This is a genomic window from Arenibacter antarcticus (genome assembly GCF_041320605.1).
Taxonomy (GTDB): Bacteria; Bacteroidota; Bacteroidia; order Flavobacteriales; family Flavobacteriaceae; genus Arenibacter; species Arenibacter antarcticus.
Genome location: NZ_CP166679.1, coordinates 1,528,277 through 1,543,536, shown reverse-complemented (window position 1 = coordinate 1,543,536; position 15,260 = coordinate 1,528,277). Strand labels below are relative to the sequence as shown.

Here is a 15,260-nt window from a genome sequence, read left to right as displayed (position 1 = left end):
TTACAATGCGCAATAAAATATTGATCCTAATGTTGCTCTTTGGCACTGTGGTAGCTAGAGGACAGGAATTAAATTCCCCCCAGCATTCGCAGTACCTAGCAGACAACCCTTTTGTATTGTCCCCAACCTATGCTGGAATAGGGGACCACATAAAAATTAGACTTAACGGACTTGCGCAATGGGTTGGTATTAAAGATGCCCCTAGGACCCAATCCCTAGCCGCAGATATGCGGATAGGGGAAAAATCTGGGGTAGGAATATTCTTGTACAACGATTCTAACGGATACACCAAGCAACAGGGAGCACGTATCTCTTTTGCCCACCATTTAACTTTGAATCGGTATGAGGACGAATTCCTTTCCTTTGGACTCTCCTATAACTTTAACCAGTTTAGGTTGGATGTGGGTGAGTTTATAGATGCTGGATTTGATCCTGGGGTTACCAATGATCGATCTACTTCTAATCACAACTTTGATGTGGGCATGCTCTATAGAAAAAATGCATTTTATTTAAGCCTCAATGCCTCTAACTTGGTCAACAAGGACGTTTATATTTTCGATCCTATCTATGAGCCTAGCAAACTGCGAAATTTTTATTTGTATTCTGGATATCGATATAAAAAATCAAGGACCAGTAATATGGAAATTGAACCTTCTATATTGTATAAAATTTTTGAAAGTGATGGCAGATCGGAGGCAGATCTAAACCTAAAGTTCAGGTTCTATGATTTTGAGGACTATTACTATGTTGGGGCTACCTATAGATTCTTAAATGACCAATTGGGGAAACCATTGTATATAGCACCTTTAGTTGGACTTAAAAAGAACAATTTATACTTCGGATACTCCTATCAGGTGATATTGAATGAAATTTTGGGCTATAGCACGGGAACCCATGTGGTAACCATTGGGGTAGATCTATTTCAGGGTATCAGCAACTGTAGGTGTACGTATTAAATGGTATTAAGTACAAAGTAGTTAGTAGTAAGTCCCTCCATCTGGCAGGGCCGAGAACACGAACCTTATCTAACATTAATATCAGAATCGGTGACTGAGCGTAGTCGAAGTCACGATGGATAGTACCTTGCGGAAATAAAAAAACCCTCTAATTTTAGAGGGTTTTTTTTGGAGGCATCGAGCGGATTCGAACCGCTGTACAAGCTTTTGCAGAGCTCTGCCTAGCCACTCGGCCACAATGCCCTATTGCAAGAGTGCAAAGATAACACTTTTTTTAAATCATAAAAACTAAATGTAGCTATCTTTTAGATTTGAGTACTACGGTCACCCCTTCTACATCTCCCCCAATAGGCGGATTAACTTTCGTTACGCCAACCTTTACCTTTTTCACAATTTTAATTTCATCAAGGATTCTATTTATAATGCGTTTTCCTACGTGCTCCAAGAGTTTTGAAGGAATTGCCATCTCTTCCTTAACAAGACGATTTATATGTACGTAATCTACCGTTTCGGAGAGTTGATCGGATACGGAGGCTGATTTTAAATTCGCACTTACCACCACGTCTACCCGATACTCACTACCAATTATTGTTTCTTCCCCTAAACAGCCATGATGGGCATAGACCCTAATATTGCTAACTTTTACCCTTCCCACAATTCAATTATTTTAGGTTAGCTTAATAAATTGTTTTATTTCTTTAGCCTGATTTATCTCAATACTCCATACTAACATCTCAATACTTTGTACTACATATTTCTTTAGCATGACTTATCTCAATACTCAATACTAACATCTCAATACTTTGTACTTAATACTTTGTACTACATACTACAAATCAAACCCAAGGTCTTTTCGGTAGTACATTTTATCATATTGTAGCTTTTCTATGTTTTTATAGGATGTTTTCAATGCTTCCTTAAAATCGGACCCATAAGCAGTAACGGCTAGGACCCGCCCCCCGTTGGTGAATACCTTACCGTTTTTTAGTTCCGTCCCAGCGTGGAATACTACGGCATCGTCAATAGCATCAAAACCGGTGATTTCCTTGCCTTTGGTATAGGCTTCCGGATAGCCACCCGATACAGCCATTACGGTAGTAGCTGCGCGCTCGTCAATTTCCAGATCTATACTGTCCAAGGTCTGATTTGCAACGGCCTGAAAAACTTCGACAAGATCGTTCTTAATCCTTGGAATTACCACTTCGGTTTCTGGGTCTCCCAAACGAACATTGTATTCAATTACCTTTGGATCGTCTCCTACTTTTATTAAACCGATAAAAACAAAACCTTTATATGGTAGATTATCCTTTTTAAAGCCCTCTACGGTAGGTTTTACTATCCGCTCTAGGACTTTAGCCATAAAATTATTATCTGCGAAGGGGACTGGGGAAATGGCTCCCATGCCTCCTGTGTTCAATCCTGCATCTCCTTCACCAATCCTTTTGTAGTCTTTTGCGGTAGGTAGGACCTTATATCCTTTTCCGTCGGTAAGGACAAAACAACTAAGTTCTATTCCGTCCAAAAATTCTTCGATGACCACGGTGGTACTGGCGTCACCAAATTTCGCGTCTACCAGCATGGTTTTTAGTTCCTCCTTGGCCTCTTGCAGGTCGTTTAGGATTAACACCCCTTTCCCTGCGGCCAAGCCATCGGCTTTTAAGACATAAGGAGGGGAAAGCGTTTCTAAAAATGCGTATCCTTTTTCCAAGGTATCGGCTGTAAAACTTTCATAAGCTGCGGTAGGAATATTGTGACGCATCATAAACTCCTTGGCAAACTGTTTACTGCCCTCTAAAGTAGCTGCTGCTTTTTGTGGCCCAATAACAGGAATGTTTTGTAGGGCGACATCAGCTAGGAAAAAATCGTGCACCCCATTGACCAACGGATCTTCTGGGCCTACAATTACCATATCAACTTTTTCAGTTAGGACCAATTGCTTGATAGCCTCAAAATCATTGACACCGATCGGTATATTGGTGGCTATGGCAGCGGTCCCTGCATTTCCGGGAGCTACAAAAAGATTTTTGAGTTTTGGACTTTGCTTTAATTTCCAGGCCAATGTATGTTCACGGCCCCCAGCACCGAGGATAAGGATGTTCATTTTTGAAAAATTTCTTCAAAAATACGGTTTGCAATGGAAAAGTACCTACTAAGTTTAAAATATATCCAAGTTGAACATTGTAGGTCCTTTTCTTATGCTACTAGTTTTGCGTTTTATTCCTTACCTCCGAGACCAATTCTTGGCTTTGAAGACAATCCTTTATTTACCCGAAAAATCTCTGTGTTCTTTTTTCTGAAGCTCTTCGGGAGATAGGGATTTAAAATATTCGAACACATTTTTAAGTCCTTCTGCCCTATTTACTTTAGGCTCCCAGCCCAAAATTTCTTTTGCCCTACTAATATCAGGTTCACGCTGTGTAGGATCGTCCTGGGGTAAAGGTTTATATATGATTTTTTGGTCTGTACCCGTAAGTTTAATGATTTCTTCTGCAAACTCCTTTATGGTTGTTTCGTGAGGGTTTCCAATATTTATGGGATCGGTATAATCGCTCATCAATAAGCGGTATATGCCTTCCACTTGGTCATCAATATAACAAAAAGACCTTGTTTGGGAACCATCGCCAAAAACGGTTAAATCTTCTCCCCTTAAGGCTTGTCCCATAAAAGCTGGAACTACCCTACCGTCATTCAAACGCATTCTAGAACCGTAGGTGTTGAATATGCGGACTATACGGGTATCTAGCCCGTGGAAGCGATGGTACGCCATAGTAATGGACTCCATAAATCTTTTGGCCTCATCATATACTCCACGTGGTCCTATAGGGCTCACATTGCCGTTGTAGCTTTCGTTCTGTGGGTGTACCAAGGGGTCACCATAGACCTCAGAGGTAGAAGCTACCAAGATTCTTGCCTTTTTTTCTTTGGCCAGACCCAATAAATTCAAGGTTCCTAAAGAACCTACTTTTAAGGTTTCTATTGGAATCTTTAAATAGTCTATAGGACTTGCGGGTGATGCAAAGTGAAGAATATAGTCTAGCTTACCTGGAATATGAACAAATTTGGAAACATCGTGATGCTGAAACTCAAAGTTTTCTAAGGGAAACAAGTGTTCAATGTTTTTCAGGTCTCCGGTAATTAGGTTGTCCATGGCAATAACATAATAGCCTTCCTTTATAAAGCGATCACATAAATGTGATCCCAAAAATCCGGCTGCACCGGTGATAAGTACTTTTTTCATAGAATATATATTTGAACTAGAAAGTAATTTTCAAAATTAAATGGAATTTCTAGTTTGAGAAACATTTTTAATTTAATAACCAAAATTGTGAAGTATGGCTAGGAGGTCCTTATAAATAGTGGAGATAGTGAATTATTAAAATGTGTGAAAATATTGCGCCTCATATGCTATAAAATGACCTAATAGGCTTTCTCTTCTCCCGTTACTGCATTGACTACGGTTTGAGTAATTATTTTTATATCCATTAAAAGGGACCAGTTCTCTATATAGAAAATATCAAATTTGGTCCTGTTTAGAATATCGATATCCGTTTCAATTTCCCCTCTATAGCCACGCACTTGTGCCAATCCGGTAATTCCCGGTTTTACAAAATGGCGCAACATATACTTGTCCACACGGTTGGCAAATTCGTTGGTGTGCTTCACCATATGGGGTCTTGGGCCCACAACGGACATATTACCGAATAATACGTTATAGAATTGTGGAAGTTCATCTATACTGGTTTTTCTTATAAATTTCCCCACTTTGGTAGTTCGCATATCATTTTTAATGGCCATTAAATTATCCGCATTTTCGTTGGGTGCCATAGAACGAAACTTATAGCAATAGAAATCTTTATTGTCTATTCCGGTACGTTTTTGCCTAAAATAAATGGGTCCTTTGGTCTCCAACCTTATGATTAAAGCGATGATAGGAGCCAACCAAGAGAGAATACCCAGGATTACGATAAGCGAAAATACAATATCAAAGCCTCTTTTAAGGACAGAATTTAAGGGATGGTGCAAAGGGATGTCCCTAAGGGAGAGGATGGGAATATAATCGTAATATTCAAAAGTGAGTTTTTTGGAAAATATATTCTTATTGTCCGGAATAAACTTTAGGGTCTTTAAGTTGTTGTCCGCAAAATTGATAAACTCTGTCAACTGGCTGTTTTTCAATTCAGAAACGGAACAATAGATTTCGTCTATATTATTTTCCACGATATACACAAAACTCTCATAAATATCGAAGGCAGGATCTGAGGGACTAAATTGTTTCATGAAATGGTATCCAAACTTGGTGCGTTCTTTAAAGACATCGATGAGTTGATCTGTCTTTTTATTCTTCCCTATCACTACTACATTTCTCATATTCCCTTTCACCTTTTCTCGGTATTTCATTAAGAGAATATAGTTCAGAAATTTAATGGTAAATATGGCAAGCCCAGTAAAAATAAAATACTCTCCCAATGCCAACCTGCTCATATTGGGCTGCTTAAAAAAGCCAATAAAGGCGTATAGGATGAGAAAAAAGAATACAAACTGGTTAAAGAGCAGTTTTAGAATATTGGTTACTTTGGTGTACCGGTACACTTCATAAAAATGGTTCTTAACCGATAAAATAATCCACGCTAATGTAAGGTAAGAATGGAAAAGTATAGGATACTCAAAGTTAATGGGCAAAATATAGGCAAAAAGGTGGATTACCAATAAATCTACCGCATAGGATATTGGGGTTATTAGTCCAGAATAGCGGTGTTTTTTTGAAAACATGGGTATTTTGCCGTGAGCTAGGATTGAATACTTGGGATAAAGATAGATTTTAAAATCTAAAAAAAACAACAAGACATTATAACAATTTAACGAAAGTTCTTTTGGAGCCAATCAATTTACGCAGCTCATCTTTGTCTACTCCATTCTAAAGTTGGCATCCGTAGCAATAGGGAGTATAAAAATAGACCAGTATTCAGTTACTAAGTATTTATACCTAGTAGGCCAACTAGAAAACTTTCATATTTTTTATTGATGATGTTCCAATTAAACTCCTGATCAATTTTACTTTTATTTATACGGGTATTTATTTCCTTTAGTAAAAAGTATTCATCATCATTGAGAATTTTAGTGACCTGTTCATTAGAATTAAAATATATAGCTGCCTCATCTAATATACTTTCATTAAAAATGTTGTTATTGGCTATGATAAGCGCATTGGAGGCCATTGCCTCCAAAAGAGATGGGTTGGTTCCACCTACTGAATGACCATGAAAGTAATAACGGGAATAATGGCGTAAATTATTTAATTCCTCTTGATTGTAATTTGCGCCAACAAATTTAATCCTAACATCATCTTTATACTTGTCCTGAAGCTTAAGACCATAGTCATTAATACCACCAAAAATAATAAGGGGGTTTAGGGTGTTAGATTTCTTATAGCCTTCCAATATAGTTTCTATATTATTTTCTGGTTCCAGTCTGGCTAGGACCATGCTGTATTTATAGGCTTTCAAATTATATGCTGCAAGCACCCCTGGATCTGGGTTATTATGATTTGTTGCACCGTAAGCAATATATTCAGAGCTTTTATTATAAGTTGTTTTTAAATGTTCTTTTATGCCTACGGAATCTGCAATTAGGTAATCTGAGTAATTCGCACCTAGTTTTTCCGCATATTTTAAAAATTTTCTTACTACAGGTTTATATTTGGTGCGCTTCCACTCTAGTCCATCCATGTTGGTGACTATGAGGCTTTTTCTCGGTAATAACCAATGCCAAACAGAGCTAGAAGTATACCCCAATTGAAGAATTATATCAAAATTTCTTTTCCTAGCATCTAGAATACAATTTAAATCATAAATAAACTGTCCTGCAGTTCCTATTTTATATTCGGGATCATAACAGTGAATAATATTCACCTCTTTGAACGTGGTTTTTTGGTACGGATGGTCGTGTGAGTTATACACATAAACCTCATGTCCATTTTTAGCCAAATAAACAGAGAAATACTCCGCGAATTGTTCAAAACCTCCATGGTTATTAGGCACTCCGCGTGTTCCTAGTAGGGCTATTTTCATTTTTATGTGAATTAATTAGAAATAAAGTATTGAAAAAAATAAAAAAGACGATTCCTTTATTTCTAGACAATAAGGATTCAAATATAAAAACAGATGTTGTTATTAGTAGAAAAAATATAAATAGGTAATCTTTATTTCTAAAGGCTTTATAAAAACTATAAATTATATATGCAAGAAAAAACATAAGTACAAACACTCCATAAGATGCAAAAATTTGGAGATATTGGTTATGTAGATTAAAGCCTTCATACCAATTAGGAGCAAGACCATAGGTTAAATAATAATAATCCAAATAATCTTGGACATCACCTATACCATAACCAAAAAGTATGTTTTCATCTTGAATGGTATGATAGACTCCTATTTTGTTAAAGAGATACCTAAGCTCTAAATCGCTTAAATTTTCTTTGTCTATTCTAGTAAAAACTTTGGCTTTTGAAATATCGTTTGTAGGTTCAAATTTTTCTAGATCAAATTTCATACCCTCAGTGAACCTATTTTTTATGACGGGGACGTTAATGGTTATTAAAACCGTAAAAAGAACAGATAACAACGCAATAATTTTAACGCGTATATTTTTTATAAGTACAATTAGTTGAAAGAAATAAATAGTAAAGAAAACAAAAATAACAACCTTGGAGGCGGTCAAGATTATTCCACACATTAAGATTAAAAGGGAGATTGACGGGAAAATCACCTTCTTTTTATAGAGAATATTATGTTGACTAAAATAGTTTTGTGTGATAAAAAAAGCACTTAAGGACAAATAAAGTGCAAAATAAACTGGATGTTGATCATACAAGGCTGAGAAATCATGAAAAAACAGTGTGCTTGTTGAAGTTCCAAAGAGAACATTTGAAAGACCAAAAATTATAAGTATAGTGGTGGCTATTACCGTTGAGAATGAAAATACTTTTAAAGTTTTTGACAGAATGTTATTTTTAAAATTGGCTAAAACAACTATTGAAAATACAATCAATACCATGAGTAATGATTTGTCAACTTGCTTTAGTCCCATTTTAATATTATTACTCGTAAGGGCACTGATAAGGATTATTAAGAAAAATAGGATGGGGAAAAGAAAGTTAAAATTACCAAAAGAGAATTTTCTATCCCTATTCTTATATAGAATATACAGCGCGTATATAAAACCGAGTATAATTGATAAATTACCTATGCTAGTACCAAATGGTATGGCCGCACCCATAAATAATATGGGGAAGCTGTGATCATAACTTTTCAATAATTTTTTGATATTGGTCCTAAACATTATTGTGCCAGATAAGTAAGAAGTTTAATACTTTTAGACTGCCAAGAATGATCTTCTATATCAATGCTAATTTTTTCATTTTTTATATGCTTAAGTGCATCGGAAAATTCTTTCGGGTTTTCAGCCAAATAGAGATGTTTTTCTAAATCTTGAAGGCCGTTGCCATTGGTTCCTACAATCTTTTTACCTGTAAGTAGATATTCATATGCTTTTATAGAATCACCTCCATGTTGGCCCCCATTGATATTATAAGGAACAATGCAAATGTCAAAATTCGCTACGTAACTTGGATATATTGCATAATTCTTGTCCCCAAGGAAAAACACATTCTTTCTTTTTATAATCTTCTTGTACACCTCCTTATCTAAAATTTGTCCAACAAAAACAAAAGAAGATTTAGGATTCTCTTTAGTGATATAGTTAATTAGATTATAGTTAAGTAAATAGGTGATTTTACCGCCGAAACCAATAATAGGTTTAGGAATATTTAATAAATCTTTCGGTGGTTCGGAACTATTTGATAAAAAATCTACGTTTACTCCATTTTTCATCAAATGTATAGTCTTAACACCAAATTCACTTTTGTAAAATGAAATGTTTTCCTGGGAATTTGTAACCCATAAAGGGATGTGATTGGAAAGTACTTTATACCCTTCCCTTAAATCAGATTTGATATTTTTATAGGCAGGGAATTTTAAAAAATTATCCCACGCATCAAAAAGTTTACGTTTAGCAACTAAATTAATACCTAATTTATACGAAAATATATTTTGAACAATAAGGGAATTATCCTCCATGTTTAACTCCTTACAGCACCTATTTATAAATTCAATATAATTTGGATCGTTATACTTTTCAATAAACCATAAGTGCTTTTTTTTGATTTGATTTAATATATCCCAGGAATGATAGTCAGTAATATAAATATTGTGATCGACTTTTGTTAGCGAAAAATTACGGTTATTTAATAAAAGTTCTCCTTTAACATTTTTTTTTGACCCTTTATATAAATGTTCTAACCAGGTGGAAGGTCTATTGATTACAAGAATTTTATCTACATTTTTATTATCTGACAAACTTTTGATGAAATGAACATCTCTTGTTCTAAAGCCTTCATTTTGACTTTTTCGCCAGTCGTGAAATGGAATAATTATCAGGTTCATAGGATTCGTTTAATTTCTAAAATAAAAAGTGCGAAATTGGAGCAATTATTTAAATGTTTATGGAATGTAGGCGCTTTAAAGCTAAAACTTGACTAAAAGAAAATTTAGGGATTGATTTTATCCTGACTTGATTTGTTGAAAAGCAAAAACACGCTAAATATAATAGCTATATCCGAAAACATGGTTGTATAGAATGAATAAACAATAAAAATTCCTAAAAAAAACAAAAATGGAAGCCCCTTATCAACATCCAGATAACCTATTAAACTAAGGATGAATGCGAAGACTATGAAAAGGCCAAATAATCCTAAATCGTAATAGGTCCATATTAATTGGGTAAAGTGTCTTGTCTGTTTAAATTTACCGGTACGGATGTCAAAATATGAATATGGGCCGTCACCAATCCATTTAGTCTTAATTTTACTATATGCCACCATTACAATATGAAATCGTTTTGCAGTTCGTAATTCGTAAAATCTTTCAGCATTCTTTAAGGAAAACTGTTGTTCCCATGTTCCTCCCAGCCTTTTTATGATAAAATCTTTATCTCTTAAAGTATAGCCTGCAGACAGTATTGCTAGGGCTAATACGCCTACTCCAATTTTAAATCTTAGGGTTCTAGCATATTTCTTGTAAAAAGGTATTATGATAATGGTAGATAATAGAACGACTAGGAAAAGTTTTGAAATATTAGATTCGGTCATAAATAGCGTAATAGCTAAATATAACACCGATACACTACGCCATTTAACTATATTCTTTACTTTTTCTTTCCTAAATAAGATTATGGCTATAATTATCAATATAAATACCCCAAGGGAATGGTCGGATTTAATAAAAAAGGTTCCGAACATAAAATCGAACCACTCTATTTTTTGATTACTGTTATTAAAACCAATTAGTACATCGTAGAATCTTTTTTGAATTAAGAGTACTGGAAGCTGAATTAATGCAATATAATAGAATACCTTAAAGATATTTTGAAAAGAAATGTATCCCTCCTTATAATTTATAAACCCAAACAAATAGACTGCTAACGGCAATAAAGGAAAAATAAGATAAGTAATAGTAGCTATAAAATCGCTCTGCCTAATGACTGCAGTAAGGAGTATTAATGACACATAGGCCATGGAAAAAAAAATAACCCAATTGAATACTACCCGATGCTTTAAAAGTGCGTATATCAAATAGATCAAAAACACATAAGCAGTTATTAAAAAAGTCAATACCGTGTTGGAAACGCCAAATAGAAACTGTACTGCGCCCCCAAACACAAAAGTAATTAGTGTTACTAGGTAAAAGCTTAATTGATATATAGTATTAAAGGATTTCATTTAGCTGTCATAATTTTTTTAATTCCATTGAAACTAATAATCGCCTTTAAGTATTCAATCAATGTTGCACCAGTCATCTTGTTCACCAATAACTTCCAACTGGGTACAAACAACAATAACATGGCTAGGGTTAAAGAAATTGTAACCTCAACAATGCCGTAGGTTGCTCCAAAATAAATAAACATAGGCATTACCAATAAATTAAGAAGATTCCAATAGAATTCTAATTCAGTTCTCCCAGTTGCAATAACTAAGCTCCCGATTGGATTGCCAATTGCCCTAAAAATCATATATACACTCAGTATTCTAACCAAAATAATTATGTTTTCAAAGCCTGCACCGTACAGCAATTCGACCACCGTAGGGGCAAATATTATTATTCCCAAATAAATTGGGATATTAATGGTTGAAACAATACTAATAAGTTTTAAATAGTTGGTTTTTAATAGGGTAATATTAAATTGAAATTTTGCCAAAGCAGGTGATGCTACTTTAACCAAAATGGGGTTGACAACTTGGGATGGTCTTAAGACCAGTTGCTTTGCTAAACTGTACCCACCTAAAACCTCCACTGAGAATAGCTTTCCAATCAAAATTATATCCAAATCCCTATTAAAATAATTAATGATTTGACCACCTACCTGATAAATTCCGATTTTTAAAAATGGCAATACTTCGGATATTTTAAAATGAAAAAGTAATCCGTATTTATTTACACCAGTAATGAAAAAGAGAATGTTGGATACAATATATTGAGCCATGGAAGAATAGACCAGAGATAAAACGCCATAACCATTTACGGCTAAATAAATAGCGAGAGCCAGTGAAAGTACTGCAGCTATAATTTCAATAATTCCAATATTCTTAAATAAAAGATTCTTTGTTTCTATTGTTTTAAACTGTGTTCCAATACCAGAAAGAACTACATTTATACTTAACAGCGGGATTAAGGAATTGAGTTGAGGTTCGCCATAAAAGTTCCCGATTATTGGCGCAAGGGACACTATTATTAAATACAGAAGAATACAAAAAAGAAGGTTAAACCAAAATAAACTAGAGTACGTTTTTTTTTTAATATTTTGTTTGTGTAAAATGGCCGTTGAAAGGCCCATGTCACTAAACAAGTTAATAAAGCCTAGAACAAAGGTAATCAATGCCATAAGACCGAAATCAGATGTTTCTAAATACCGGGCAAGGATACTTATCTTTAAAATAGCGGCTACTGCAAGAATCAGTGTTGAGAATGATGTCCACTTCAGCCCTAATATTACCTTTCCTTTTATAGACATTCGATTTAAGCTAGAATTTGCATCAATTTGTTGATATCTTCTATCACTTTTGTTTCGCCAAAAATAGATTCCAACTTTAATCTATTCAGTCTAATTTGTTCGATTTCCATTTTAGTATTGGTATATTTTTCAAAATCCTCATCGAAATCATAGACTTTTATGTTATTAGAAATAAAAAAAGAAAAAGCCGGATTAATTTTTGACATGTATACTCTAGAGCCTATATATAGCATGGCAATTATATTACCCATTGCTTGCTGCCTATAATGATAAAAAACACCACAGGAACAGGATGTAAGGATGGATATATATTCGCTTCTCTCCATAAAGTCTATAAGGGGAACAAATTTTGTATCTAACAAATACTTTCCTTGTTGTAACACCTTTTCTTTGTAGTGTTCATCATCCCCGTAACTTAATGGAGTGAATATTTTTGTATTTTCTGGTAGGTTGGCGCCTTTTAGTCTACGAAAGACATCTAAGTGGTTAGATTCTGGGCTGTTAGAATTTCCAACGAGAATATTTATTGGCGATTCTTGTAAATTTGCTTTAATTCCTGCGACATATTGATCTATTGTACTAAATGGACAATAAATGAACTTTAAATGATTAGGGTAATATTTGGAAAAAATTAAAAAATCCTCCTTTAAGTAAGTAGCCATGTAATCGACCCTTTTTAAAGATCTAAATATAATACTGTACCGATCTATCTCTTTTTTATTTAGACTGAAATATACCTTTCTCAAAAAGTCATTTTTTAAAATGAATCTCCTCAATCTGAGGTGTGGGGTTCTCTCCAATAAATACTTATTAGTAATTGGGGCATAAGTATTCGGTTTAATATTAGGGAGGCCATAAATATCAAACCCCCAGGTGTACCAGACAATGGTTAGCTTTTTTTGGATCTTTAAGATTATTGTAGCAAATTCTAAATGAAAGGCATGTATAATAAGAGATGTTGGATTAATTTTTTCAACAAGATCATTTATATCATCTGTATCTTTATTAAAACAAATTAAGTTTTCGGGTGGATTTTTAATAAACGTTAAGGAATGTTTCTCCAATTTAGAGAATACTATGAAAAAATTATCACTAGTACCTTTGCCAAAATTTTCAATAATCTGGCTGCTTACCTTTTCGTCTAAAACAAAGTGTACAATCATTATTAAATTGACTTAGTTATTGTCTTAATAATTAGCTGTATTTCATTGTCTGAAAGATTATAAAACATTGGTAATCGCAATAAACAATTTGTATAATGATCGCTCATAGGAAGCTCTCTACCATCGTGTTTCAGTTCATAAAAGGGGCTTTTATGAAGGCTAAGATAGTGGAACACGGATAGTATACCTTCTTTTTTCAAGGCATTTATCACCGTTGTCCGCTCCTCAATGTTATTGAAAACAAGATAAAACATATGGGCATTATTTGTTGCAAACTCTGGTACAATAGGGAGTGCTATTCTGTTTTTGGAAGCCCATTCCCTAAGGTTAATAGAATATGATTTCCAAATCTCAATTCGCCTGTTCTGAATTTTTTCGATGCTTTCTAATTGCGCGTACAAAAATGCTGCGATAATATCTGACGGTAGAAATGAAGAGCCAATATCTACCCATCCATATTTATCTACTTCACCCCTAAAAAAGGAGGATCTATTGGTGCCTTTTTCCCAGATAATTTCAGCCCGTTCTTTAAATTGTGAATCGTTTATAACCAACATTCCTCCTTCTCCAGAAATAATATTCTTAGTTTCGTGAAATGAGAAGGTAGCCATATGACCAATAGAACCTAAGGCCTTTTTATTTCCGTACTTATCGGTATAATAACTGTCAATGGCTTGGGCTGCATCTTCAATAACAAACACGTTATGTGCATCTGCAACCTCCATAATCTTATCCATGTCACAAGATACTCCCGCATAATGAACAGGTACAATAGCTTTTGTTTTTTTGGTAATTAACTGTTGAATTAGGTCTTCATCCATTCCAGGGCGATCCTTACGGCTGTCAACAAAAACAATTTTAGCTCCTCTGAGAACAAATGCATTTGCAGTTGAAACAAATGTGTAGGAAGGCATTATAATTTCATCACCTGGCTTTACATCTATTAAAATTGCAGCCATTTCTAGGGCATCCGTGCAGGATGTGGTAAGTAAACATTTACCAAATCCATATTTTTTTTGCATTAATTCCTGACACATTACTGTGTATTTTCCATTACCAGAAATTTTACCCGAGGTGACCGCATCAGAAATGTAATCTAATTCACTTCCAGTGAGATGTGGCTTGTTAAATGGAGTTTTATAGTTCATTTAAATCTTATTCTAAATTTATTCTTAAAATCGACCTCTTTTCCGTCCTGTTCAACTGCTTTTTCAATTACTAATAATCCTTTGCCACATACTACCACTGGATTGTTATCTCTTTTGAAGATTATTTTACCAACAGTACGATTTTCAATGATTACATCATTTGTGACGGAAGCTTCTAGTACAATTATTTTTTTGTTGCCTATTCTTGTCATTGCCCCTTTATAGGGGTAGCCCACTGCATCAATAAATCTTGATATTTTTTCTGAGCAGTCGTTCCAATTAATTAAATAATCTTCTTCATCACGCCAAAGACTGTATGTCGCATTATTTTCATTTTGCGCGGTGGTGTTGAACGGCTTATTTAATATTATTTTTTCAACAATCTTATTGGCCAATCGGCTATAACATTCTGCAACAATTTTTATTGCTTTATTTATTTTAATCGGGTAAGTAATATCCGATTTTTCAGCGTCAATTATATCCCCTTTGTCATATTCTTCGGAGGCATATAGTGCAGTTACGCCAATAGTTTTATCGCCATTGATTAATCCGGTAACTAAAGGATTAAAACCACGCAAAGATGGCAATATGGAGTCGTGGAATACAATTAATTTCTGATTGTGCTGATGTTGAATTAGGTATTGCCAACCTATAGCCAGTCCATATTCAGTAGTAAAGGAGTTAGATTTTTTTGAAACGTTATACCGTAATGAATTCTCAATACAGAAGGCAACTATTTCATCGGAATAATCATTTATAACATGGCTATCGGTCCCAATAATTATTTGTGAAATAAATTTAAAATACGCTTCTTTATATCCTTTAAGTACAGTTAATCCTTTTTTACCTTGAAGAAAAAATGTCAACAT

General features: G+C 34.4%; 13 protein-coding genes and 1 tRNA gene. 1 reads left to right on the top strand and 13 read right to left on the bottom strand.

Annotated elements, in window-relative coordinates:
* Positions 1 to 5 precede the first annotated feature (5 nt).
* Positions 6 to 956, top strand: coding sequence for a type IX secretion system membrane protein PorP/SprF (locus KCTC52924_RS06405; protein WP_251807449.1), 951 nt, complete (start codon positions 6 to 8; stop codon positions 954 to 956).
* 169 nt (positions 957 to 1,125) lie between these two features.
* Here KCTC52924_RS06405 and KCTC52924_RS06400 read toward each other — a convergent pair.
* The 13 genes from KCTC52924_RS06400 to KCTC52924_RS06340 form a co-directional block, all read right to left on the bottom strand.
* Positions 1,126 to 1,199: transfer RNA gene (locus tag KCTC52924_RS06400), tRNA-Cys, on the bottom strand.
* A gap of 55 nt (positions 1,200 to 1,254) precedes the next feature.
* Entirely contained in the window at positions 1,255 to 1,611 is a 357-nt protein-coding gene (gene folB / locus KCTC52924_RS06395) for a dihydroneopterin aldolase (protein ID WP_251807450.1), read from the bottom strand.
* Positions 1,612 to 1,785: 174 nt separating this feature from the next.
* Positions 1,786 to 3,057 carry a phosphoribosylamine--glycine ligase gene (purD, locus tag KCTC52924_RS06390; protein WP_251807452.1) on the bottom strand — a complete coding sequence of 424 codons (1,272 nt, stop codon included), beginning with the start codon at positions 3,055 to 3,057 and terminating at the stop codon, positions 1,786 to 1,788.
* A gap of 159 nt (positions 3,058 to 3,216) precedes the next feature.
* Positions 3,217 to 4,194 carry a UDP-glucuronic acid decarboxylase family protein gene (locus tag KCTC52924_RS06385; protein WP_251807454.1) on the bottom strand — a complete coding sequence of 326 codons (978 nt, stop codon included), beginning with the start codon at positions 4,192 to 4,194 and terminating at the stop codon, positions 3,217 to 3,219.
* Between the two features lie 179 nt (positions 4,195 to 4,373).
* Positions 4,374 to 5,726 (bottom strand): exopolysaccharide biosynthesis polyprenyl glycosylphosphotransferase, encoded by a 1,353-nt coding sequence (locus KCTC52924_RS06380; protein ID WP_251807456.1) that lies wholly within the window; start codon positions 5,724 to 5,726, stop codon positions 4,374 to 4,376.
* A 200-nt stretch (positions 5,727 to 5,926) separates the two neighbouring features.
* The gene (locus KCTC52924_RS06375) at positions 5,927 to 7,024 is read right to left on the bottom strand and encodes a DUF1972 domain-containing protein (RefSeq protein WP_251807458.1); all 1,098 of its coding nucleotides are present in this window, start codon (positions 7,022 to 7,024) and stop codon (positions 5,927 to 5,929) included.
* Positions 6,987 to 8,042, bottom strand: a complete 1,056-nt coding sequence (locus KCTC52924_RS06370) for an O-antigen ligase (protein WP_251807459.1) — start codon at positions 8,040 to 8,042, stop codon at positions 6,987 to 6,989. Before KCTC52924_RS06370 ends, KCTC52924_RS06375 begins: the two co-directional genes overlap by 38 nt.
* Before the next feature lie 251 nt (positions 8,043 to 8,293).
* Positions 8,294 to 9,457, bottom strand: coding sequence for a glycosyltransferase (locus tag KCTC52924_RS06365; RefSeq protein WP_251807462.1), 1,164 nt, complete (start codon positions 9,455 to 9,457; stop codon positions 8,294 to 8,296).
* A 104-nt stretch (positions 9,458 to 9,561) separates the two neighbouring features.
* Positions 9,562 to 10,791 (bottom strand): hypothetical protein, encoded by a 1,230-nt coding sequence (locus tag KCTC52924_RS06360; RefSeq protein WP_251807464.1) that lies wholly within the window; start codon positions 10,789 to 10,791, stop codon positions 9,562 to 9,564.
* Positions 10,788 to 12,080 carry an MOP flippase family protein gene (locus KCTC52924_RS06355; protein ID WP_251807466.1) on the bottom strand — a complete coding sequence of 431 codons (1,293 nt, stop codon included), beginning with the start codon at positions 12,078 to 12,080 and terminating at the stop codon, positions 10,788 to 10,790. The genes KCTC52924_RS06360 and KCTC52924_RS06355 overlap by 4 nt, the downstream gene beginning before the upstream one ends.
* Positions 12,081 to 12,085: 5 nt before the next feature.
* Positions 12,086 to 13,243, bottom strand: coding sequence for a TDP-N-acetylfucosamine:lipid II N-acetylfucosaminyltransferase (locus tag KCTC52924_RS06350; RefSeq protein WP_251807468.1), 1,158 nt, complete (start codon positions 13,241 to 13,243; stop codon positions 12,086 to 12,088).
* A 2-nt stretch (positions 13,244 to 13,245) separates the two neighbouring features.
* Positions 13,246 to 14,391: a dTDP-4-amino-4,6-dideoxygalactose transaminase gene (gene rffA, locus KCTC52924_RS06345; protein WP_251807470.1), complete on the bottom strand. Its 1,146-nt coding sequence runs from the start codon at positions 14,389 to 14,391 to the stop codon at positions 13,246 to 13,248.
* On the bottom strand, positions 14,388 to 15,260 hold the full coding sequence (locus KCTC52924_RS06340) for a formyltransferase family protein (RefSeq protein WP_251807472.1): 873 nt from the start codon (positions 15,258 to 15,260) through the stop codon (positions 14,388 to 14,390). Before KCTC52924_RS06340 ends, rffA begins: the two co-directional genes overlap by 4 nt.

Bases quoted from the DNA above. Each gene is read 5' to 3' on its own strand.
- KCTC52924_RS06360 (WP_251807464.1), bottom strand. From the start codon at position 10,791: ATGAAATCCTTTAATACTATATATCAATTAAGCTTTTACCTAGTAACA.
- KCTC52924_RS06350 (WP_251807468.1), bottom strand. From the start codon at position 13,243: ATGATTGTACACTTTGTTTTAGACGAAAAGGTAAGCAGCCAGATTATT.
- rffA (WP_251807470.1), bottom strand. From the start codon at position 14,391: ATGAACTATAAAACTCCATTTAACAAGCCACATCTCACTGGAAGTGAA.
- KCTC52924_RS06355 (WP_251807466.1), bottom strand. From the start codon at position 12,080: ATGTCTATAAAAGGAAAGGTAATATTAGGGCTGAAGTGGACATCATTC.
- KCTC52924_RS06385 (WP_251807454.1), bottom strand. From the start codon at position 4,194: ATGAAAAAAGTACTTATCACCGGTGCAGCCGGATTTTTGGGATCACAT.
- KCTC52924_RS06370 (WP_251807459.1), bottom strand. From the start codon at position 8,042: ATGGGACTAAAGCAAGTTGACAAATCATTACTCATGGTATTGATTGTA.
- KCTC52924_RS06375 (WP_251807458.1), bottom strand. From the start codon at position 7,024: ATGAAAATAGCCCTACTAGGAACACGCGGAGTGCCTAATAACCATGGA.
- purD (WP_251807452.1), bottom strand. From the start codon at position 3,057: ATGAACATCCTTATCCTCGGTGCTGGGGGCCGTGAACATACATTGGCC.
- KCTC52924_RS06380 (WP_251807456.1), bottom strand. From the start codon at position 5,726: ATGTTTTCAAAAAAACACCGCTATTCTGGACTAATAACCCCAATATCC.
- KCTC52924_RS06365 (WP_251807462.1), bottom strand. From the start codon at position 9,457: ATGAACCTGATAATTATTCCATTTCACGACTGGCGAAAAAGTCAAAAT.
- KCTC52924_RS06405 (WP_251807449.1), top strand. From the start codon at position 6: ATGCGCAATAAAATATTGATCCTAATGTTGCTCTTTGGCACTGTGGTA.
- KCTC52924_RS06340 (WP_251807472.1), bottom strand. From the start codon at position 15,260: ATGTTGACATTTTTTCTTCAAGGTAAAAAAGGATTAACTGTACTTAAA.